This is a genomic window from Janthinobacterium violaceinigrum, assembly GCF_009208555.1.
In the GTDB taxonomy this organism is placed as follows: domain Bacteria; phylum Pseudomonadota; class Gammaproteobacteria; order Burkholderiales; family Burkholderiaceae_D; genus Janthinobacterium; species Janthinobacterium violaceinigrum.
On record NZ_WFLI01000032.1, the window covers coordinates 25,428 to 45,155 of the forward strand.

Below are 19,728 nucleotides of genomic sequence, written 5' to 3' on the forward strand. Positions count from 1 at the left end.
TTCTCGGCCACGCCGCATCGCCGCTCGCTACGGTTTATCCCACCTTCTTTGAAGGTGGCCAAACGGCAGGCACCGGTTATTCACCGGTGCCTGCCGTATTCATTATAGAATCTGGCGATGATTATTCTTGGCATCGATCCTGGCCTGCGCACGACCGGCTTTGGGGTCATTGAAAAACACGGCAACAAGCTGCGCTATATCGCGTCGGGTACCGTCAAGACGGGTTCCGAAGGGGAATTGCCGCCGCGCCTGAAGATCATCCTGCAGGGCGTGAGCGAAATCGTGGGCACTTACCGGCCCGACTGCGCAGCCATCGAAAAAGTGTTTGTCAACGTCAACCCTCAATCGACCCTGCTGCTGGGCCAGGCGCGCGGCGCGGCCATTTGCGCGCTGGTCAATTCCGACCTGTCGGTGGCCGAATATACGGCGCTGCAGGTGAAACAGGCCGTCACGGGCCATGGCAAGGCGGCCAAGGAACAGGTGCAGGAAATGGTGTCGCGCCTGCTGTCCTTGCCCGGCTTGCCCGGCACGGATGCGGCCGATGCCCTGGGCGTGGCCATTTGCCACGCCAACAGCGTCGATGCGCTGGCCATGCTCGGCGCGCTGGCGCCCCAGCTGCAGGGCTTGCGTATGAAGCGCGGCCGCCTGGTCGGATAGTTGCGACTGCCATGCCACGTCCATGGCGTCGTTGCACTGCCTTGCCGTACTATTCGTACTGTCTTCGGCAGTGCGCCTTGCCCTGAACATGGCCTGACAGCCGCAACACGCCAGAAGCTTTTGTTTACAATTTAATTTCATTAGGAACACGCGATGATAGGCCGTCTCTCCGGTATTTTGCTTGAAAAGAATCCGCCACAATTGCTGGTCGATTGCCAGGGCGTCGGCTATGAAGTCGATGTGCCGATGAGCACCTTTTACAACCTGCCCCACGTGGGCGAAAAAGTCGTGCTGTTCACGCACCAGGCCATCCGCGAAGATGCGCATCTGCTGTTCGGTTTCGGCAATGCGGCCGAGCGGGCCGTGTTCCGCCAGTTGATCAAGATCACGGGCGTGGGCGCGCGCATGGCGCTGTCGATTCTCTCGGGCATGACGATTGCCGACCTGGCGCAAGCGATCACCCTGCAGGATTCGGGCCGCCTGGTGAAAGTACCGGGCATCGGCAAGAAGACGGCCGAACGCCTGCTGCTGGAATTGAAGGGCAAGCTGGGCGCCGATATCGGTGCCGGCGGCGCGCACGCGGCGCCCGATGCGCAATCGGATATCCTCAACGCGCTGGTCGCGCTCGGCTATTCGGACAAGGAAGCGCTGGCGGCCGTAAAAAACGTGCCGGCCGGCAGCGGCGTGTCCGATGGCATCAAACTGGCGCTGAAAGCGCTGTCGAAAGGCTGATAAGGCATGAGCATCCAGACCGACAGCTTCACGGAACAGCGCATCATCGACGCGGCGCCCATCTCGCACAACGAAGAGGCGATCGAACGGGCCCTGCGCCCCAAGCAGCTCGACGAGTATGTGGGCCAGGAAAAGATCCGCGACCAGCTCGAGATCTTCATCACGGCTGCGCGCCAGCGCAAGGAAGCGCTCGACCACACCTTGCTGTTCGGTCCGCCTGGCTTGGGCAAGACGACCCTGGCGCACATCATCGCGCGCGAAATGGGCGTCAATTTGCGCCAGACGTCCGGCCCCGTGCTCGAGCGTCCGGGCGACCTGGCGGCGATCCTGACGAACCTGGAAGCGAACGATGTCCTGTTCATCGATGAAATCCACCGCCTGTCGCCCGTCGTCGAAGAGATTCTGTATCCGGCGCTTGAGGATTACCAAATAGATATCATGATCGGCGAAGGCCCGGCCGCCCGTTCCGTAAAACTCGATCTGCAGCCGTTTACATTGGTGGGCGCCACCACGCGCGCCGGCATGCTGACCAACCCGCTGCGCGACCGCTTCGGCATCGTGGCGCGCCTCGAGTTCTACAACACGGGCGAGCTGACGAAGATCGTCACGCGCAGCGCCGCCTTGCTGAAGGCGCCGATCGACCCGGAAGGCGCGCACGAGATCGCCCAGCGCGCGCGCGGCACGCCCCGCATCGCCAACCGCCTGCTGCGCCGCGTGCGCGATTTCGCGGAAGTCAAAAGCAATGGCGAGATCACCAAGGTGGTGGCGGACCGCGCGCTGGCCATGCTCGACGTCGATTCCGTGGGCTTCGACGTGATGGACCGCAAGCTGCTTGAAGCCGTACTGTTCAAGTTCGGCGGCGGCCCCGTCGGTATCGGCAACCTGGCGGCGGCCATCGGCGAAGCGGCCGATACCATCGAAGACGTGCTGGAACCGTATCTGATCCAGCAAGGCTTTTTACAGCGCACGCCGCGCGGCAGGGTCGCCACGCCAGCCGCATATCTGCACTTCGGCGTCAGCGCCCCGCGCATGGGCCCCAGCGGCGAAGCGTGGGAATTGTGATGGCGGAAGGAAGCCAGCAGACCGTGCCGGGAATGCAGATCTGGATCGACGCCGATGCCTGTCCCGTCGTCATCAAGGAAATCCTGTACCGGGTGGCCGACCGCCTGGAACTGCCGCTCACCCTGGTGGCCAACCAGGGCTTGCGCGTGCCGCCCTCGCGTTTCATCCGCACCGTGCAAGTGCCGTCCGGCGCCGACGTGGCGGACCAGGAAATCGTGCGCCTGCTCAATCCGGGCGACCTGGTCATCACGGGCGACATCCCGCTGGCTTCCGACGTGTTGAAGAAGGGCGGCTTTGCCCTGAACCCGCGCGGCGAGTTCTATACGCAGGACAATATCGCCCAGCAACTGACGATGCGCGCCTTCATGGAAGAATTGCGCAGCGGCGGCGTGGACACGGGCGGCCCGGCCGCCTTCAGCCAGTCGGACCGGCAACAGTTTGCCAACAGCCTGGACCGGCATTTGAGCAAGCATCACCGCAAGCCGGCGTAAAGCGGCAGGCGAAAAAAAACCGGCGCAAGCCGGTTTTTTTACAGGTGCGTACAAGTTAGCGTGAAACTTTTCTCGTGCCCACCACTTCCACCGTCACGCGGCGGTTCTTGGCGCGGCCGGCGGCGCTCGCGTTGTCGGCCACGGGCTGCGTCTCTCCCTTGCCTTCCGTGTAGACGCGGTTCGTTTCCACGCCTTGCGCCACCAGGTAAGCCTTGACGGCTTCGGCGCGGCGCTGCGACAGTTTCTGGTTGTAGGCGGCGGAGCCGACGGCATCCGTATGGCCGACCGTGACGATCACTTCCAGATCCATGCCGTTCAACTGGGCCAGCAGCTGGTCCAGCGCCGCCTTGCCTTGTGGCTTCAGCGTCGATTGATCGAAATCAAACAATGCTTCCGAGGCAAACGACACTTTTTCCGCGACGGGCACTGGCGCCGGTGCGGCGACGGTGACGGGGGCCGGCATGGCGACGACGGGAGCGGCTTCGGGCGCCGGCTGGTAGGCGGGCGTGGCGCTGGCGGGACGGCCCAGTTTATACACGAGGCTGACGGAATACAGGTCCGCATCGCCGCGGTTGCCCACGGCGTCGTTCAGGCGGTAGCGTTCCACTTCGCCGCGCAGGGCCAGCGCTTCGCTGAACTTGTATTCGAGACCCAGGCCCAGCTTGGCATTGAGCTTGCGCTCGCTGGCATGCGTGTTGGCCGAACCCAGCAGGCGGTTGCCGCTGAATTCCGTATTCGTCTTGGTGTAGTGCATGCCGACCCGGCCCAGCAACGATACGCGCTGCGACAGCGGCAGCTGGCCCAGCAAGTCCAGGTTCACGCCGCGAAAGGCCGCTTGTCCGTTCAGCACGCCATTGCCGCTGGTGGTCGAGCGGAAGTCGAACTTGCCCAGGTCAAAGTAGCCTGCTTCCACGGCGAAATACTGGTTCAGTTGCCGGCCGACAAACAATTTATAGCCCGTGTCGCGCTGGTCCTTGTTGAACGCGGTGACGGTTTCGCCATGCGCGGCCAGGCTGGCGCGCAGGCGCGGTTCGTCGATGGTGGCGCGCGACTGGCCTACGCCCGCGCCGAGGTACCAGGCGCTGTTGGCCCAGTCCGGGTTGATGAAGCTGTTGTCCTGCGCCTGCGCCGCCTGGCTTGCCAGCAAGGCGCCGGCCATCACGCTCAGGGCGCCCAGTGTGTGTGCGATAGTCATGGTCATGTCCTGTTATTTGGTGATCTGGTTGTTGCGCAGGGTGACGGCAGCGGCCGTCAGCACGCGGCCGTTGAGCAGGGTCGTGTTGTCGCCCACCGTGATGGCGGCCGACTGGCCCAGGATATTGCCCTTGAAGACGCTGTTGGCGGCCAGGGTGGTGGGGCCGACGGGCAGCCAGCTGACGTTGTCGGCCGTGGCGCCATTGTTCAGGGCCACCACCGAATTGACGGTCGAATCGAGCGTCAATGCTGTGCGGAAGATGTACACGCCGGGACCGTTCAAGGTCAGGGTGCCCGTGATGCTGATGGCGCCTGCGTAGCAATACACGCCCGGACCGAAGGTCTGGCCGCCCAGGTCGATGCCGCCGGCAAAGCTGACGTCGCAGGTCCGGCTATTGCCATCCGTGATCGCCGCTTGCAAATCCGTCATGGCGCCGGCCAGGATGGCGCCCGACTTGTAGTTGGTAAAGCCTGCCGCCTGGGTCGGATCGACCGTTTGCGATGGCGCGCCCACGTCGCCCGTGATCAGAGTGGTGCCGCCCGAATTGTTCGTGATGGACGTACCGGCCAGCACGCCGAATGGCGCGGCGCGGCCCAGGACGATCGGGTTTAGGACGGGCGGGACGAGCACTGCCGTGACGGTCAGCAGCGCGCTGCCCGACTGGCCGCCAGCCGTGGCGGTGATGTTGCTGGTGCCGGCGGCGATCCCCGTGGCGACGCCCGTGTTCAGCACGGTGGCATTGGCAACCGTAGCCGACGTCCAGGCGGCGCTGTTGGTGACGATGGCGTTCGAGCTGTCCGAGTACGTTGCCGTGGCAATGAATTGCTGCTGGGCACCGACAGCGACGCTGGCCGTGGCGGGCGTGACGGCGATGCTGACCAGGGTGAGGGCAGGCACGGTGACGGTGGTGCTGGCCGTCTTGCCATTGAAGCTGGCATTCATGACGCTGCTGCCAAAGGCAACGCCAGTGACCAGGCCGCCGCTGGCGACGGTGGCGAAAGCGGGCGTGGCGGCAACAAAGCTGCTGCCGGTCGTGACGTCGACGGTGCTGCCATCCGAATACGTGGCCAGGACGGCCAGCTGGCGCGTGGCGGCGACGGCAATGACGGGGTTTTGCGGCGTGACGGCGATGGACAGCAAGGTTGCCGGCGTGACGGTCAATACCGTGCTGGCCGTGAGCGTGCCCGTGGTGGCCGTGATCTGCGTGTTGCCGGCAACCTTGCCCAAGGCCAGGCCGGTGGCGGCGATGCTGGCCGTTGCGGGGCTGGCGGAGGCAAAGGCCGACACGGCCGTGACGTCGCGCGTGGCGCCGTCGCTGAAGCTGCCGCTCACCGTGAATTGCTGCGTTGCGCCGATGGCGATGGAGGGCGTGAGCGGCGTGATGGCAATCGCCGTCAGCGTGGCGGGCGAGACGGTCAACTGGGCCGCCGCGCTCTTGCCGCCGAACGCGGCAGCGATGGTCGAGGTGCCGGCAGCAATGCCGGTGCTCAGGCCGGTGGCGGCATTGACGGTCGCGCTGGCCGGCGTGGCCGACGTCCAGGCCGCCTTGGCGCTGACGTCTTGCGCGGAGCCGTCGCTATACGTGGCGATGGCCGTGAATTGCTGGCCGGCGCCGATGGCGACCGTTGCCGTGGCGGGCGTGACGGCCAGGCTGGACAAGGTGGCAGCCGGCACGCCGAGGATGGGATCGCGTCCCTGGTCGCCGCCGCCGCAACCGGCCAGGGCAGCCATGGCCAGCAAACCTGCCGAGACGAGCAGCGGGTTCAGATATCGCTTGAAGAGATTCATATGGTTCCTTTGTGCATGGCAATCATTGCCGGGCATCCGCGGATGAGGTCATCCGGCAGAGCCATGCCGCCCTTCGCTACAAGGCGATGGCGTCACAGGCATGCACTATTTCATTTAGGAAACTTCAAGTATGTTCGGTGGCGCGCATAGCTTGCCTTGGCGTGGAAATAGGCGGAAAGGAGAGGCGTTCGGCCTGGATAACAACAGGTTTGCCGCTGGGGAGACGTAAAAAAGCCGGCGCAGGGCCGGCTTCGGTGGGCAGGGCGTGTGCTGCCTATTCTTCGCGCACCCACGTCTGCGAACGGCCGAACATCGGCACGCCCACATAGCCGCGCACTTGCAGCTTGGTGCCGCCTTCGATCAGTTCGGCCTTGCTCTTGTAGACCTTGCCGCTGGCCGGGTCCGTGATTTCGCCGCCCGTCCATTCCTTGCCGTCATATTTCAGGCCGGACAGGATCACCAAGCCGATGATGGGCTGGTCCTTGTTGGCGCCCGTGCACTTGTCGCACTTGGGATTCTGGTCTTCAGTCGGGCCGCGGAACAGCTTTTCGATCTTGCCTTGCAAGACGCCGTTGTTTTCCGTGATGACGACGAGGGATTTCGGCTTGCCGCTGGCGTCGTCGATGGTTTTCCACGTGCCGACAGGGGTGTAGTTGCCGTCGCGCGCGGCGGCGCTGCCGGCGATGGCCAGGGTGGCCACCAATACGCTTGCTTTGAATATTGTATGCATCGCTAGTCTCCAATGGTTTTTTTTGATCGGGGCACGAACAGTGTATATACCAAGGCAAGACCAGCAGTGCTGCGCGGCGTCACGGATGACGCCGCGCAATTCTTCCAAACTTGCCTTATGCGCTGGCTAGTTTAGCAAACTGTTCGCGCAGTTTTTCAATTGTCGCCGAAAAACTGAGCAAACGCTCGTTTTCTTGCGCAACGATGGCGGCCGGGGCGCGCGCGACGAAGCTTTCATTGCCCAACTTGCTGTTGACCTTGGCAATTTCCGCTTCGATGCGGGCGATTTCCTTGCCCAGGCGCTCGCGTTCGGCAGCCACGTCGATTTCCACTTTCAGCATCAGCTTGGTGGTGCCGACGATGGCGACGGCCGCTGGCGAGTCCGGCAACGCATCGACGATCTGCACGTCGGCCAGCTTGCCCAGCGACTGGATGTACGGTGCGTACGAGGCCAGCGCTTCTTTCTCGCTAGCATTGCCTGCCTCGACGATCAGCGGCACGCGCACGGATGGCGAGATCTGCATTTCGCCGCGCAGGTTGCGCGTGGCGTCCGTCAAGGCTTTCAGCTGCTGCATCCACGCTTCGGCCGACTCGTCGATCTTGTCGGTGTTGGCGATCGGATACGGCTGCATCATGATCGAATCACCCTCGGCCTTGAGTGTCTTGCCGGCCAATGGCGCCACCGTCTGCCACAGCGCTTCCGTGACGAACGGGATGATCGGATGGGCCAGGCGCAGCACCACTTCCAGCACGCGCAGCAGGGTGTGGCGGGTGGCGCGCTGCTGGCCTTCCGTGCCCTGTAGCACTTGCACCTTGGCTACTTCCAGGTACCAGTCGCAATACTCGTCCCACACGAATTTGTAGATGGTGGCGGCGATATTGTCGAAACGGAAGTCTTCAAAGCCCTTGGCCACGTCCAGTTCCGCTTTTTGCAACAAGGAAATGATCCACTTGTCCGCCTGCGACAGGTCGGCGTCGTTTGGCGTGCAATCCTTGCCTTCCGTATTCATCATGACGAAACGGGTGGCGTTCCACATCTTGTTGCAGAAGTTGCGGTAGCCTTCGCAGCGGCCCAGGTCGAAATTGATGTTGCGGCCCAGCGACGCATAGCTGGCCATGGTGAAGCGCACGGCGTCCGTGCCGTAGGCGGAAATGCCTTCCGGGAATTCCTTGCGCGTCGCCTTGGTGATCTTTTCCGCGTCGCGCGGGTTCATCAGGCCCGTCGTGCGCTTGACGATCAAGCCTTCCAGGTCGATGCCGTCGATCAGGTCGATCGGGTCCAGCGTGTTGCCCTTGGACTTGGACATCTTCTGTCCCGTCGAATCGCGCACGAGGCCGTGCACGTAGACGGTTTCAAACGGCACCTTGCCCGTGAAGTGCGCCGTCATCATGACCATGCGCGCGACCCAGAAGAAGATGATGTCGAAACCGGTGACCAGCACGGACGAGGGCAGGAAGGCCTTCATGTCCGGCGTTTCTTCAGGCCAACCCATGGTCGAGAACGGCACCAGCGCCGACGAGAACCACGTGTCGAGCACGTCGTCGTCGCGCTTCAGCGGACCCGTGCTGCCGGCAGCCAGGGCTTTCGCTTCCGCTTCGGCTTGCGTTTTGGCAACAAAGATATTGCCCTTGTCGTCGTACCAGGCGGGGATTTGATGGCCCCACCACAGTTGGCGCGAGATGCACCAGTCCTGGATGTTGTTGAGCCACTGGTTGTAGGTGGTGCTCCAGTTTTCCGGCACGAACTTGATTTCGCCGCTGGCGACCTTGTCCAGCGCCGTTTCGGCGATCGACTTGCCTGGGAAGAAAGTGCCTTCCGGGGCCGGCTTGCTCATGGCGACAAACCATTGGTCCGTCAGCATCGGCTCGATGACGACGCCCGTGCGGTCGCCGCGCGGCACCATCAGTTTGTGGGGCTTGACTTGCTCGAGCAAGCCTTGCGCGTCCAGGTCGGCGACGATCTGCTTGCGCGCGGCGAAGCGGTCCATGCCGCGGTAGGCCTCGGGCGCATCGTCCGTGATCTTCGCGTCCAGGGTCAGGATGACGATCTGCGCCAGTTTGTGGCGCTGGCCCACGGCGTAATCGTTCATGTCGTGCGCTGGGGTGATCTTGACGCAGCCCGTGCCGAATTCCTTGTCGACGTATTCGTCGGCGATGATGGGGATTTCGCGGTCCGTCAGCGGCAGTTTCAGCATCTTGCCCACCAGCGGCAGGTAGCGCTCGTCCGTCGGATCGACGGCCACGGCCACGTCGCCCAGCATGGTTTCAGGACGGGTGGTAGCCACCGTCAGGAAACCGCTGCCGTCGGCCAGCGGGTACTTGATGTACCACATGGAACCGTCTTCTTCCTCGGACACCACTTCCAGGTCGGAGACAGCCGTGCCCAGCACGGGGTCCCAGTTGACGAGGCGCTTGCCGCGGTAGATCAGGCCCTGTTCGAACAGGCGCACGAAGACGTCGGTGACGACTTTCGAGCGCGGCTCGTCCATCGTGAAGTATTCGCGCTGCCAGTCGGCCGAGGCGCCCAGGCGGCGCATCTGGCCGGTGATGATGGAACCGGATTTTTCTTTCCATTCCCACACTTTTTCCACGAATTTCTCGCGGCCCAGGTCATGGCGCGAAATCTTTTGCGCGTCCAGCTGGCGTTGCACGACGATTTGCGTGGCGATGCCCGCGTGATCGGTGCCGGGAATCCAGGCCGTGTTGTGGCCCAGCATGCGATGGTAGCGGGTCAGGCCATCCATGATGGTCTGGTTGAACGCATGGCCCATGTGCAGGGTGCCGGTGACGTTCGGCGGCGGCAACTGGATGCTGAAGGAAGGTTTTCCCGCATCGAGGGTGGCGGTAAAGTAACCGCGCTGTTCCCACTCGGTGCGCCAGAATTGTTCAATGTCGGCGGGCTCGAAAGACTTGGCTAATTCCATGATTTGGCGTGTGATTGGCAAAAGGAACCATTATAGATGACGCGGCATCGCCTGCACCGTGGCAACAGCCATTTTTCAGTGTTTTGGCGGCTTGCAGGGCCATCGCCGGGCAAGGGAACGGGGGTAAAACAGCTGACGATGTTATAATGCCGGCCTCGGCGCCTCCTGCCTCATCTTCGCGGACGGCGCCAGCGGACGCAGTTTTATCCAACTCCCGTCTGCGTCACAAGGCCAGCGCATCTGCGATGCCAGCCATTCAGTGCGTCCCCTGCGGGCCGGGCGCCTGAGCCACGCGCACCGCCAGCGGTGCACCATTCACGGCGGACTCGCGCGCGCCATCGTTCACCGGCCGCGCCGCCACAGCTTAGCCAGGAATGTTGTTATCTGGCCAGTCGTCTTTCGATACGGCATTGATCCACGGCGCGCCCTGTCGCCTGTGGCTATGCCATGGCCGCACGCTTTCCCGGTTTTGCCTGCATAAGGAAAACCATCATGAAAAAAATCTGTCTCGCATTCGCCACCCTGGGCGCCTTGCCCGCCGTCCACGCCCAGTCGTCCGTCGATCCGTCTTCAGTCACCATGTATGGTTTGATGGACGCGGCCCTGGTACAGGAACGCGGCATCAGCAAGCTCACCAGTGGCGTATCGGCCGGCTCGCGCCTGGGCCTGCGCGGCACGGAGTCGCTGGGCGATGGCTGGCAAGCCGTGTTCACCCTGGAAGCGGGCGTGCAGGGCGATACGGGCCGCTCGGACCAGGCCGGCCAACTGTTCGGCCGCCAGGCCTTTGTCGGCCTCAATAGCCCGCTGGGCATGCTCACCGTGGGCCGCCAGTACAATCTGCAAAGCCAGGCGCTGACGGACGTGGCCGACCCCTTCGAGGGCGGCATGGCGGGTGCCTCGACCAACCTGGCCGGCTATTCGGCCACGCGCATCGACAATACCGTGCGCTACACGTCGCCCGAGCTGCGCGGCGTCACGGCCACCGTCATGTACGGTTTTGGCGAACACACGGGCGTTGCGGCAGATCAGCGTTCGCTGGGCCTGGCCCTCGGCTATGTCAACGGCCCCCTGACCTTGCGCCTGGCGCGCCAGAGCCGTGGCGGCGACGTCGGCAAGGCCGACGTCAACAACACCATTCTGGCCGGTAACTACAACTTCGGCGTGGCCACGGCGTTTGCCGGCTATGGCCGCAACACGGGCGACGGCAGCACCATGTTCTTTGCGGAAAATCCGTATGGTGCGGCGCAGGCGCCGGCCCAGTCCACCGACAGCCGCGACGCCATCGTCGGCGTGTCCGTGCCGCTGGGCGCGACGACCTTGCTGGCTTCGTTCATCCACAAGGATGACCGCAATGCGGCCAACCGCGACGCGCAGCAGCTGGCCATCGGCGCCACGTATGCCTTGTCCAAGCGCAGCAAGCTGTATGTTGCCTACGCGCAGATCCGCAACCGCAACGACGCCGCCTACATGGTGGGCAACGCCACGGAAGTGGGCACGGGCAACCGCGCGCTGAACATCGGCTTGCGCCACGCCTTCTAAGCCGGCAATAGTTTTCTCTCCAGCAGCAGTTCTTCGAAGGCGGCGGCGGTCAGGGGGCGGCTGAACAGGTAGCCCTGCATCTGGTCGCAGCCGTGCTCGCGCAGGAAGGCCAACTGCTGCGCCGTTTCCACGCCTTCCGCAATCACTTTCAGGCGCAGGCTGTGCGCCAGCGAAATGATGGCGCGCACGATGGCCGCGTCGTCGCCGTGCGCGATGTCGCTGACGAAAGACTTGTCGATTTTCAGTACGTCGATGGGGAAATGGCGCAGGTAGGCCAGGCTGGAATAGCCGGTGCCGAAGTCGTCGATCGACAGTTGCACGCCCAGCGCCTTGAGGTTGGCCATGATGGATGTGGCTTGTTCCACGTCATGCATGACCATGCTTTCAGTCAATTCCAATTCCAGATGGGCGGCAGCGAGCCCCGTTGCGGCCAGCGCCTGCGCCACCGCGTGCAGCAAGTTCTTTTGCTTGAATTGCCGCGCCGACAGGTTGACAGCCAGGCGCAGCGGGCCATGGCCCGCCAGTTGCCAGGCGCGCGCCTGGGCGCATGCCGTGTGCAGGGCCCAGTCGCCGATGGGGATGATCAAGCCCATTTCCTCGGCCAGGCCGATGAAGCTGGCCGGCGGAATCCGTCCCAGCTGCGGGTGGGTCCAGCGCAGCAGCGCTTCCATGCCCACCACCGCGCCGCTGGCCAGATCCAGCTGGGGCTGGTACTCGAGGTGGAACTGCCCCCGTTCCAGGGCGTGGCGCAGCTCGCTTTCCAGTCCCAGCCGCTCCAGGGTGCCCGCATTCATGCTCGCGGCATAGAATTGCCAGTGTCCCCGTCCCTGTTCCTTGGCGCGGTACATGGCGATGTCGGCATGCTTGATCAAGGTGTCGGCATCCTGGCCATCGTCGGGATACACGGCCACGCCCATGCAGCAGCTGAGGATGAATTCGTACTCGCCCAGCTGCAGCGGCTGCGCCACGGCGTCGAGGATGCGCTGCAGAGTGACCGCACCCGGTTCGCCGCCGCCATGCTGGGGCAGCAGCAGCACGAATTCGTCGCCGCCCAGGCGCGCCACCGTGTCGACTTCGCGCGTGGCGTCGCGCAGCCGTTCGGCCACGTTTTTCAGCACGCTGTCACCCGCGTCGTGGCCCAGGGTATCGTTGACGAATTTAAAGCGGTCGAGGTCGATGAAGACCACCCACAGGGGCAGGCCGCTGCGCCGCGTCACGGCCATCGCCTGCTCCAGCCGTTCGCGCAGCAGGGCCCGGTTAGCCAGGCCCGTGAGGATATCGTGCCTGGCCTGGAATTCCATCTCCTGTTCGAAGCGCATGACGGTGCTGATGTCGTATTGCGCCACGACAAAGTGGCTGACGGGGCCATCGCCATCGTCGCGCACGGGCGCGACGAACAGCTCGCTCCAGTAGCAGCTGCCATCCTTGCGGAAATTGCGCACGATGGCCTTGCCTTCGCGCTGCTCGCGCAGGGCCGCCGCAATGGCGTGCATGTCTTGCCGGCCTTGCTCCGGTCCCTGCAAGTCTTCCAGGCGCTGGCCGATCACTTCGCCGGCCGCATAGCCGGTGATGCGCTCGAAGGCGGGATTGACGTACTCGATCAGGTAGCCCGGTGCGTCGGCGCTGCACAGGATGATGGCATTGGCCGACACTTCGATGATGCGTTCGCGCAAGCGCAGCGATTTTTCATTGTGCATGCGCGCGGCGATGTCTTCGGACAGGCGCAGATTGGCAAACTGCAGCGCCGCCGTGCGTTCGCCCGTAATGCGGGCAATCACGCTGTTGCGTGACACCAGCTGATACACATACGCGGCCGCCAGCAGGCTAGACAGGATTCCGCCCAGCAGCACGTACAGCGAGCCGCGGCGGTTGGCGTCCAGGCCCATGCCGTTGGCGGGCAGCAGGGCGGCGCCCAAGGTGTGCCCGCTGGCGTGGTATTGCAGCAGCAGCCGCGTGCTTTCCGCTTCGATTTGGCGTGCCGAGGCGTAGCACAGGGCCGTCAGGCACAGCCCGAACGCCAGGGTGAGCAGGGCCGAGGTGGAAACGGAAATGGAGATGCGTTTGAAGAATGATTGCATGATGGCGTCCGGTGGCAGCGCCCGCGCCGATCCGTGATCCGTGATCCGGCAGCCCTGGCAGTGATGGACTGTAGGGCGCGGGGCAAAGCAGCGTCCGTTCGCTACCGAACGGACAGCCATGCCAGCAGGAAATATAGTGGCGGCACTGTGCTGGCGCTGTGTTACGCTGCTGCACATGGCGGCCCTCGTTCGGACGTCTCCCATCTATCCCCTAGCTGACGACTGGAAACCAGGAATCCTGCCCATGTCGAGTCCGCATGCCCAGCTGCACAACCCGAATCAAAACCATTTGCTCGCCGCCATGCTCGACGCCGATTTCGCGCGCCTGGCCCCCCATCTGGAGCAAGTCTCCATGCTGCTCGGCGACGTGATCTACGATTCGGGCGACAAGCTGCAGCATGTGTATTTCCCCACCACGGCCATCGTTTCCCTGCACTACCTGCTGGAAAACGGCGGCTCGTCCGAGATCGCCGGCGTGGGCAATGAAGGCGTGGTGGGCGTGTCGCTGTTTATGGGCGGCAATTCGACTCCCAGCCGTGCCGTCGTGCAGACGGGCGGCGTCGGCTACCGCCTGAAGGCGCACCTGCTGATGGAGGAATTCGACCGCGCCGGTCCCGTCATGCGTTTGCTGCTGCGCTATACGCAAGCGCTGATCACGCAAATGTCGCAGACGGCCGTGTGCAACCGCCACCATACGGTGGAGCAGCAGCTGTGCCGCTGGCTGCTGCTGACCATGGACCGTTTGCCGAACCGCGAACTGACCATGACGCAGGAACTGATCGCCAATATGCTGGGCGTGCGCCGCGAAGGCGTGACGGAAGCGGCCGGGCGCTTGCAGCAGCGCGGCTTCATCAGCTACCGGCGCGGCCATATCTCCGTGCTGGACCGCGCGGGCCTCGAAGGCCATGTGTGCGAATGCTATGGCGTGGTCAAAAAGGAATTCGCGCGCCTGCTGTCGGACGTGCGCCAGCGCCAAACGTCCTGAACACTGCACCTTCCCCTATTCCGTCCTTACCGCCCAGGCTAGCTCATGCAATCTGTCGAAAAAAATCCCTCCCGCGCGCCGTCGCGCTGGCCCATGGCGCTGGCGTTTTCGTTCAGCGCCATCGTGCTGCTGGCCGTGGGCTTGCTGGCCTGGCGCGCGCCGTTTGAAACGGCGTGCGTCATCGACGCGCTGGTATTTTTGCTGCTGATGCTGCTGGTGGCGCTGTACCGGCGCACGGTGGCGGCCAGCCTGCCGCGCCAGCTGCTCAAGGCGGGCGCCTTGCAGGATGCGATTTTCAACAGCGCCAATTTCTCGTGCATCGCCACCGATGCACAGGGCGTGATCCAGATTTTCAATGTGGGCGCCGAACGCATGCTCGGCTATGAAGCCAGCGACGTGGTCGACAAGCTGACGCCGGCGGGAATTTCTGACGCGCAAGAAATCATCGCGCGTGCGGCCGCCCTCAGCGCCGAGCTCGACACCGTCATCACGCCCGGCGTGGAAGCGCTCGTGTTCAAGGCCACGCGCGGCATCGAAGACATCTACGAATTGACCTACATCCGCAAGGATGGCAGCCGCTTCCCCGCCATCGTCTCCGTGACGGCCTTGCGCGACGCGCAGAACAAGGTCATCGGCTACCTGCTGATCGGCACGGACAACACGGCGCGCAAGCAGGTCGAGGCGGAACAGGCGCTGCTGGACCAGCGCCTGCAGGAGCAGCAGGCGTACACGCGCTCGCTTGTCGAGACCAACAATGCCGAGCTGAAAAAGGCGCGCCAGGTGGCGGAAAAGGCCAACCGCGCCAAGTCCGAATTCCTGTCGAGCATGAGCCATGAATTGCGTACGCCGCTCAATGCCGTGCTGGGCTTTGCCCAGCTGATGGCGTCCGACGTGCCGCCGCCCAGCCCGCCGCAACAGCGCTCGATCGAGCAGATCCTCAAGGGCGGCTGGTATCTCTTGCGTTTGATTAATGAAATCCTCGACCTGGCCATGATCGAATCGGGCAAGGTGACCCTGTCGCAGGAAGCGATGTCCCTGCTCGACGTGCTGCAGGATTGCCAGGCGATGATCGCGCCGCAGGCGGAAAAGCGGGGCATCTCCATGCAGTTTCCCCGCTGCGGCCAGGCCTTCTATGTGCATGCGGACCGCACGCGCGTGAAGCAGGTGATGGTCAACCTGCTGTCGAACGCCATCAAGTACAACCAGGGCGGCGGCACCGTCACCGTCGAATGCAGCCGGCACGGCGACAGGGTGCGGGTCAGCGTGCGCGACAGCGGCGCCGGCCTGAATGCCGAACAGATGAGTCAATTGTTCCAGCCTTTCAACCGCCTGGGACAGGGAAACAGCACGGAAGAGGGCACCGGTATCGGCCTCGTCGTCACCAAGCAGCTGGTCGAACTGATGGGCGGCGCCATTGGCGTCGACAGCACGGTGGGCGTGGGCACGACCTTCTGGTTCGAGCTGGCCGCCAGCAATGCACCGTCGCTGGTGCTGGGCGAGGGCAATGCCTTGCCGCAGGTGCAAGAGCCGCAGGAAAGCCAGCGTACCCTGCTGTACGTGGAAGACAATCCCGCCAACCTGGCGCTGGTGGAGCAATTGATCGCCCGCCGCAGCGACCTGAAACTGCTGACGGCCATCGATGCGCACCTGGGCATCGACCTGGCGCGCACGTATCAACCGGACGTGATCTTGATGGATATCAACCTGCCCGGCATCAGCGGCTACGGCGCCCTGCATATCCTGCACGACGATCCGCTGACCCGCCACATTCCCGTGATGGCCCTGTCGGCCAACGCCGTGCCGCGCGACATCGAGAAAGGCCTGGAGGCGGGCTTCTTCCGCTATCTGACCAAGCCCATCAAGGTCGTCGAATTCATGGATGCGCTCGACGTGGCCCTGCACCATGCGGCCGCGCACGGCCTGGCCGACGACAATCATGCAGTACGCTAATTCAGCACTCAATTTTAGGAATACCGCCATGCTTCAAGCCACCGAGATCCTGAACGCCAGCATCCTCATCGTCGATGACCAGGAGGCCAATGTCATGCTGCTCGAGCAGGTGCTGCGCAATGCCGGCTATACGCGCATCACGTCCACCATGGACCCGCAAGCCGTGCGCGCCCTGCACCAGGAGCACCGCTACGACCTGATCCTGCTCGACTTGCAGATGCCGGAAATGGATGGCTTCGAGGTGATGGAAGGCTTGCGCGACATCGAGGCGGGCAGCTACCTGCCAGTGCTGGTGATCACGGCCCAGCCCGGCCACAAGCTGCGCGCGCTGCAGGCGGGCGCCAAGGATTTCGTCAGCAAGCCCTTCGACCTGGTGGAAGTCAAAACGCGCATCCACAATATGCTGGAAGTGCGATTGCTGTACCGCAAGCTGGCCGAGTACAACAAGTCGCTGGAACAGATGGTGGAAGAGCGCACGGCGGAGTTGCGCGAAAGCGAAGCGCGTTTCCAGCGCTTCACGGAACTGTCGTCGGACTGGTACTGGGAACAGGATGCGCAGGGCAATCTGACGCGCTTTTCCGGCCCCGTGGCCGAGATGCTGGGCATCGGCAGCGAGGAAGAGCCGCAGCGTTGGAACGCCACCGAACGCGCGCTGCTCGACGCCAAGATTGCCGCGCGCGAACCCTTCCTCGACTTCATCTACAGTCGCGCCAACCTGGACGGCAGCACGCAGTATCTGCAGGTCAGCGGTGAACCGATGTTCGACAATGGCAGCCGCTTCATCGGCTACCGGGGCATCGGTCTCGACGTCACGGAGCGCTTGCGCGCTGTTTGATTTCGCATGATTTATACTGGGTGCATCGATATTGACCAGGAAAAATCATGACTGACAAATCTCCCTCCTACTGGTTCCCCGCCAAGACCTATGGCTGGGGCTGGGGCTTGCCCATCACCTGGCAGGGCTGGCTGGTGTTCCTGGCCGCGCTGGCGCTGTTTGCCTGCGGCGCCTTCCTGTTTCCGCCGCAAACCATGCTGGTGGGCTACATCGTCTATGAAGTGGCCATCGTTGCCGTGCTCATTTTCATCTGCCAGCTGAAGGGCGAACCGACCAGCTGGCGCTGGGGCAAGAAGAAATAAACGCGATGGCATCTGTTGCATTGCAGCAGATGCGCAAAGACGACAGCTGCAAGAAATCATCTGGCCACGCGGCGTGAACCGCGTATAATTGGCTCGCTGCCGCAAGGCGGCAAACGCTAGGGGTCCTGCCTTTCGCTGTGGAAACACGGTGCAAGCGCGGGTGAGAAATACCCTCCGAACCTGATCTGGATAATGCCAGCGAAGGGAAGCTTTAGGATGACTGCACCCCGCTTTTCCGCGTGCGCAATTCCGAACCTCCTTAGCTGGCTCCAGGCTTAAAAATAGTCTAGCCAAGGAGCCAAAATGAACGCCAATCCGAAATTCCTCTCCGCCACCGCCACGGTCGACGAAGCCGCCATCGCGCCGCTGCCCAATTCGCGCAAGATCTACGTGCAAGGCAGCCGTCCCGACATCCGCGTGCCCATGCGCGAGATCAGCCAGTCCGACACGGAAGCGTCGTTCGGCGGCGAAAAGAATCCCCCCATTTACGTCTACGATACGTCCGGCCCGTACACAGACCCGGACGTGCAGATCGACATCCGCTCGGGTCTCGATACGCCGCGCCTGCCATGGATCGCCGAGCGTGCCGACACGGAAGAACTGGCCGGCCCCACGTCCGACTACGGCATCGCCCGCCTGGCGGACCCCAAGCTGGCCGAGCTGCGCTTTAATTTGCACCGCAAGCCGCGCCGCGCCATCGCCGGCAAGAACGTGACGCAAATGCATTACGCGCGCCAAGGCATCATCACGCCGGAAATGGAATTCGTCGCCATCCGCGAAAACATGCGCCGCCAGGAGTATTTGCGCGAACTCAAGGCTTCCGGCCCCATGGGCGAGCGCCTGGCCGAGCTGATGGGCCGCCAGCACCCGGGCCAGTCGTTCGGCGCCAGCATCCCTGCCGAAATCACGCCCGAATTCGTGCGCGAGGAAATCGCCCGCGGCCGCGCCATCATTCCCGCCAACATCAACCATCCGGAAGTCGAACCGATGATTATCGGCCGCAATTTCCTGGTGAAAATCAACGCGAATATCGGTAATTCGGCCGTGACGTCTTCCATCGGCGAGGAAGTGGAAAAGATGACCTGGGCCATCCGCTGGGGCGGCGACAATGTGATGGATTTGTCTACCGGCAAGCATATCCATGAAACGCGCGAATGGATCATCCGCAACAGCCCCGTGCCCATCGGCACCGTGCCCATCTACCAGGCGCTGGAAAAGGTCAATGGCAAGGCCGAAGATTTAACCTGGGAAATCTTCCGCGACACCCTGATCGAGCAGGCCGAGCAGGGCGTCGACTACTTCACCATCCACGCGGGCGTGCTGCTGCGCTATGTGCCGATGACGGCCAAGCGCCTGACGGGCATCGTGTCGCGCGGCGGCTCCATCATGGCGAAATGGTGTCTGGCGCACCACCAGGAATCGTTCCTCTACACGCATTTCGAAGAGATCTGCGAAATCATGAAGGCGTATGACGTGTCGTTCTCGCTGGGCGACGGCCTGCGTCCCGGCTCCATCTACGACGCCAACGACGAGGCGCAGCTGGGCGAACTGAAGACCCTGGGCGAACTGACGCAAATCGCCTGGAAGCACGACGTGCAAGTGATGATCGAAGGCCCGGGCCATGTGCCCATGCAGCTGATCAAGGAAAACATGGACTTGCAGCTGGAGCAGTGCGGCGAAGCGCCGTTCTACACCTTGGGACCGCTGACGACCGATATCGCGCCCGGCTACGACCACATCACGTCCGGCATCGGCGCGGCCATGATCGGCTGGTATGGCACGGCCATGCTGTGCTACGTGACGCCGAAGGAACACCTGGGCTTGCCCAACAAGGCGGACGTGAAGGACGGCATCATCACGTACAAGATCGCGGCGCATGCGGCCGACCTGGCCAAGGGCCATCCGGGCGCGCAAATCCGCGACAACGCCCTGTCGAAAGCGCGCTTTGAATTCCGCTGGGACGACCAGTTCAACATCGGCCTGGACCCGGACAAGGCGCGCGAATTCCACGATGAAACCCTGCCCAAGGATTCGGCCAAGGTGGCGCATTTCTGCTCCATGTGCGGCCCCCATTTCTGTTCGATGAAAATCACGCAGGAAGTGCGCGAATACGCGGCCGGCATGGGCATCGCGGAAGACAAGGCGCTCAAGCAGGGCATGGAAATCAAGGCCATCGAATTCATCAAGAATGGCGCCGAGCTGTACCGCAAGGTCTGAAGGAGGGCGTGATGACGGCATTGATCAATATCACGCTCAACGGCGCGCCGCACCAGGTGCCGCCGGGACAGACACTCGACCAGCTGATCGCCGCGCTGTCGCTGGAAAACCAGGCGCTGGCGCTGGCCGTCAACCGCAACGTGGTGCCGCGCAAGGCGTGGCCGGAGCAGGTTTTGCAGACGCAGGACCAGGTGGAAATTGTCCGCGCCATCGGCGGCGGTTGAAAACGTCCAAGTAAACCTAC

16 protein-coding genes and 1 riboswitch are annotated in these 19,728 nt (G+C 63.3%); of the genes, 11 read left to right on the forward strand and 5 right to left on the reverse strand.

Going from position 1 to position 19,728, the window contains the following annotated elements:
• Positions 1 to 117 precede the first annotated feature (117 nt).
• The 4 genes from ruvC to GCN75_RS22150 all read left to right on the forward strand — a co-directional run bounded on the left by ruvC (position 118) and on the right by GCN75_RS22150 (position 2,942).
• Positions 118 to 657, forward strand: coding sequence for a crossover junction endodeoxyribonuclease RuvC (gene ruvC, locus GCN75_RS22135; RefSeq protein WP_152256198.1), 540 nt, complete (start codon positions 118 to 120; stop codon positions 655 to 657).
• Between the two features lie 153 nt (positions 658 to 810).
• Entirely contained in the window at positions 811 to 1,389 is a 579-nt protein-coding gene (gene ruvA / locus GCN75_RS22140) for a Holliday junction branch migration protein RuvA (RefSeq protein ID WP_070222695.1), read from the forward strand.
• A 6-nt stretch (positions 1,390 to 1,395) separates the two neighbouring features.
• Entirely contained in the window at positions 1,396 to 2,451 is a 1,056-nt protein-coding gene (gene ruvB, locus GCN75_RS22145; protein ID WP_071325394.1) for a Holliday junction branch migration DNA helicase RuvB, read from the forward strand.
• Between the two features lie 32 nt (positions 2,452 to 2,483).
• Complete coding sequence (locus GCN75_RS22150) at positions 2,484 to 2,942, forward strand: YaiI/YqxD family protein (protein ID WP_152284342.1); 459 nt, start codon at positions 2,484 to 2,486, stop codon at positions 2,940 to 2,942.
• 55 nt (positions 2,943 to 2,997) lie between these two features.
• Here GCN75_RS22150 and GCN75_RS22155 read toward each other — a convergent pair whose 3' ends face one another.
• The 4 genes from GCN75_RS22155 to GCN75_RS22170 form a co-directional block, all read right to left on the reverse strand.
• On the reverse strand, positions 2,998 to 4,137 hold the full coding sequence (locus tag GCN75_RS22155) for an OmpA family protein (protein WP_152284314.1): 1,140 nt from the start codon (positions 4,135 to 4,137) through the stop codon (positions 2,998 to 3,000).
• Between the two features lie 12 nt (positions 4,138 to 4,149).
• Positions 4,150 to 5,925, reverse strand: coding sequence for an Ig-like domain-containing protein (locus GCN75_RS22160; protein ID WP_226941516.1), 1,776 nt, complete (start codon positions 5,923 to 5,925; stop codon positions 4,150 to 4,152).
• Between the two features lie 274 nt (positions 5,926 to 6,199).
• A complete protein-coding gene (locus tag GCN75_RS22165; protein WP_152284315.1) occupies positions 6,200 to 6,655 on the reverse strand; it encodes a DUF2147 domain-containing protein in 456 nt (151 codons plus the stop codon).
• Between the two features lie 115 nt (positions 6,656 to 6,770).
• Complete coding sequence (locus GCN75_RS22170) at positions 6,771 to 9,578, reverse strand: valine--tRNA ligase (protein WP_152284316.1); 2,808 nt, start codon at positions 9,576 to 9,578, stop codon at positions 6,771 to 6,773.
• 492 nt (positions 9,579 to 10,070) lie between these two features.
• On the opposite strand from GCN75_RS22170, the gene GCN75_RS22175 reads away from it, so the two are divergent.
• The gene (locus GCN75_RS22175; RefSeq protein ID WP_152284317.1) at positions 10,071 to 11,117 is read left to right on the forward strand and encodes a porin; all 1,047 of its coding nucleotides are present in this window, start codon (positions 10,071 to 10,073) and stop codon (positions 11,115 to 11,117) included.
• Here GCN75_RS22175 and GCN75_RS22180 read toward each other — a convergent pair.
• The gene (locus GCN75_RS22180; protein ID WP_226941517.1) at positions 11,114 to 13,195 is read right to left on the reverse strand and encodes a putative bifunctional diguanylate cyclase/phosphodiesterase; all 2,082 of its coding nucleotides are present in this window, start codon (positions 13,193 to 13,195) and stop codon (positions 11,114 to 11,116) included. The genes GCN75_RS22175 and GCN75_RS22180 overlap by 4 nt on opposite strands.
• A 244-nt stretch (positions 13,196 to 13,439) precedes the next feature.
• Here GCN75_RS22180 and GCN75_RS22185 point away from each other — a divergent pair, with 244 nt between their 5' ends.
• The 6 genes from GCN75_RS22185 (at position 13,440) to thiS (ending at position 19,708) form a co-directional block, all read left to right on the forward strand.
• The gene (locus GCN75_RS22185; protein WP_152284319.1) at positions 13,440 to 14,180 is read left to right on the forward strand and encodes a Crp/Fnr family transcriptional regulator; all 741 of its coding nucleotides are present in this window, start codon (positions 13,440 to 13,442) and stop codon (positions 14,178 to 14,180) included.
• A 45-nt stretch (positions 14,181 to 14,225) separates the two neighbouring features.
• A complete protein-coding gene (locus GCN75_RS22190; RefSeq protein WP_152284320.1) occupies positions 14,226 to 16,130 on the forward strand; it encodes a PAS domain-containing hybrid sensor histidine kinase/response regulator in 1,905 nt (634 codons plus the stop codon).
• Positions 16,131 to 16,158: 28 nt separating this feature from the next.
• A complete protein-coding gene (locus GCN75_RS22195) occupies positions 16,159 to 16,965 on the forward strand; it encodes a response regulator (RefSeq protein WP_152284321.1) in 807 nt (268 codons plus the stop codon).
• Positions 16,966 to 17,012: 47 nt separating this feature from the next.
• Positions 17,013 to 17,267, forward strand: coding sequence for a hypothetical protein (locus GCN75_RS22200; RefSeq protein WP_077399591.1), 255 nt, complete (start codon positions 17,013 to 17,015; stop codon positions 17,265 to 17,267).
• A 108-nt stretch (positions 17,268 to 17,375) separates the two neighbouring features.
• A riboswitch (TPP riboswitch) is annotated at positions 17,376 to 17,491 on the forward strand.
• Positions 17,492 to 17,570: 79 nt separating this feature from the next.
• Complete coding sequence (gene thiC / locus GCN75_RS22205) at positions 17,571 to 19,484, forward strand: phosphomethylpyrimidine synthase ThiC (RefSeq protein WP_152256204.1); 1,914 nt, start codon at positions 17,571 to 17,573, stop codon at positions 19,482 to 19,484.
• Positions 19,485 to 19,504: 20 nt separating this feature from the next.
• Entirely contained in the window at positions 19,505 to 19,708 is a 204-nt protein-coding gene (gene thiS / locus GCN75_RS22210; RefSeq protein WP_152284344.1) for a sulfur carrier protein ThiS, read from the forward strand.
• Positions 19,709 to 19,728: the final 20 nt, after the last annotated feature.

Excerpts from the sequence above, each read along its gene's own strand:
- GCN75_RS22165 (WP_152284315.1), bottom strand. The coding sequence starts at position 6,655 with ATGCATACAATATTCAAAGCAAGCGTATTGGTGGCCACCCTGGCCATC.
- ruvA (WP_070222695.1), top strand. The coding sequence starts at position 811 with ATGATAGGCCGTCTCTCCGGTATTTTGCTTGAAAAGAATCCGCCACAA.
- GCN75_RS22200 (WP_077399591.1), top strand. The coding sequence starts at position 17,013 with ATGACTGACAAATCTCCCTCCTACTGGTTCCCCGCCAAGACCTATGGC.
- GCN75_RS22160 (WP_226941516.1), bottom strand. The coding sequence starts at position 5,925 with ATGAATCTCTTCAAGCGATATCTGAACCCGCTGCTCGTCTCGGCAGGT.
- GCN75_RS22150 (WP_152284342.1), top strand. The coding sequence starts at position 2,484 with ATGCAGATCTGGATCGACGCCGATGCCTGTCCCGTCGTCATCAAGGAA.
- thiC (WP_152256204.1), top strand. The coding sequence starts at position 17,571 with ATGAACGCCAATCCGAAATTCCTCTCCGCCACCGCCACGGTCGACGAA.
- ruvC (WP_152256198.1), top strand. The coding sequence starts at position 118 with ATGATTATTCTTGGCATCGATCCTGGCCTGCGCACGACCGGCTTTGGG.
- GCN75_RS22180 (WP_226941517.1), bottom strand. The coding sequence starts at position 13,195 with ATGCAATCATTCTTCAAACGCATCTCCATTTCCGTTTCCACCTCGGCC.
- ruvB (WP_071325394.1), top strand. The coding sequence starts at position 1,396 with ATGAGCATCCAGACCGACAGCTTCACGGAACAGCGCATCATCGACGCG.
- GCN75_RS22185 (WP_152284319.1), top strand. The coding sequence starts at position 13,440 with ATGTCGAGTCCGCATGCCCAGCTGCACAACCCGAATCAAAACCATTTG.
- GCN75_RS22155 (WP_152284314.1), bottom strand. The coding sequence starts at position 4,137 with ATGACTATCGCACACACACTGGGCGCCCTGAGCGTGATGGCCGGCGCC.
- GCN75_RS22170 (WP_152284316.1), bottom strand. The coding sequence starts at position 9,578 with ATGGAATTAGCCAAGTCTTTCGAGCCCGCCGACATTGAACAATTCTGG.
- GCN75_RS22190 (WP_152284320.1), top strand. The coding sequence starts at position 14,226 with ATGCAATCTGTCGAAAAAAATCCCTCCCGCGCGCCGTCGCGCTGGCCC.
- GCN75_RS22175 (WP_152284317.1), top strand. The coding sequence starts at position 10,071 with ATGAAAAAAATCTGTCTCGCATTCGCCACCCTGGGCGCCTTGCCCGCC.
- GCN75_RS22195 (WP_152284321.1), top strand. The coding sequence starts at position 16,159 with ATGCTTCAAGCCACCGAGATCCTGAACGCCAGCATCCTCATCGTCGAT.